Annotated in this window: 2 pseudogenes; both read left to right on the forward strand. The window is 76.5% G+C overall.

Annotated elements, in window-relative coordinates:
* Positions 1-92: pseudogene (locus ACWIF2_RS21745) on the forward strand (TIGR03936 family radical SAM-associated protein); the annotation flags it as partial.
* Between the two features lie 257 nt (positions 93-349).
* Positions 350-1,119 (forward strand): annotated as a pseudogene (locus tag ACWIF2_RS21750) (Rne/Rng family ribonuclease); the annotation flags it as partial.

Below are 1,119 nucleotides of genomic sequence, written 5' to 3' on the forward strand. Positions count from 1 at the left end.
GCACGGTGACCGACCCGCTCGCGCCCGACCGCGAGGCAGCGGAGGCCCATTCAACGGCCGAACCGACTGCCGCCGCGACGGCGCCGGCGTAAGGAAGGTTCCGCGAAGGGACACGTCGTAGCGCCGCCCTCGGACTCGGGAGCCACCTGGGTCGGGCAGCGTACCGACCAGAAGACTTTCGCCAGGCCGTACGCATTCGGCGTACGGAACCGGCGAGACAGGACACGGAGAGCTCCCGTGCGGCGCCCGCGCCCCGGACGGCGGCGACGCGCACAGCGCGAGCCGCGGACGTCACCGGCATCGCCGGACCAGGCGCGGCGCCCGGGAGCCTGACGGGAGAAAAGCCCGCATGCTCGAACCGACCGAACCCGCAGAGTCCTCAACGGGCTCCGAACAGAACACCCCCAGCGACACCCTGCCGCCCCGCCGGCGGCGCCGTGCCGCGTCCCGCCCGGCGGGTCCCCCCGTCGGCGGCTCCTCCGACGCCCCGGTGGAGACCGTCGCTCCGGCCATACCGGCCGCCGATCCCGACGAACTCACGACCGAGGCCGTAGCGGCCGGCGAGGAAGCCGCCGCCGAGGCGGACGAGACGTCCGAGGCCGCGCAGGCCGCTGAAGCCACCGAAATCGCCGAGGAGGCAGCACCCGCCGCTCCTCGCAAGCGGCGCCGCGCCGTCCGTCGCGCATCCGCACCAGCCGGGACCCCGGAGGCCACGGAGGCCGCCGAGACCGTCGTCCCGGTGACCGCCGCCGCTCCGGCCGACTCCGAGGCGTCGGAGCAGGCCGAGGTCTCCGCTCCCGCCGCGTCCGCCGCGGTGTCCGAGGACGCCGCTCCCCGGCGTACCCGGCGTCGTGCGACGCGCACGGTGACCTCGCCTGCTGCGGCTCCGGCGGAGACGTCCGAGACGGCGCAGGCCGCGACCGCTGGCCCTGCCGAAGAGACCGAGGCCGTCGCGCCCGACGAGGCCGCTGCGTCCCCTGAGGCCGCCGAGGCCGTCGAGCCTGCCGAGGTGTCCGAGGACGCCGCCCCCCGTCGGACCCGTCGCCGTGCCTCGCGGCGGGTGTCCGCGCCTGCCGGAGCGCCGGAAGGCAACGCCGAGGAGGCGAAGGCACCTGTGAC

It is taken from the genome of Streptomyces sp. NPDC055506, assembly GCF_053643595.1.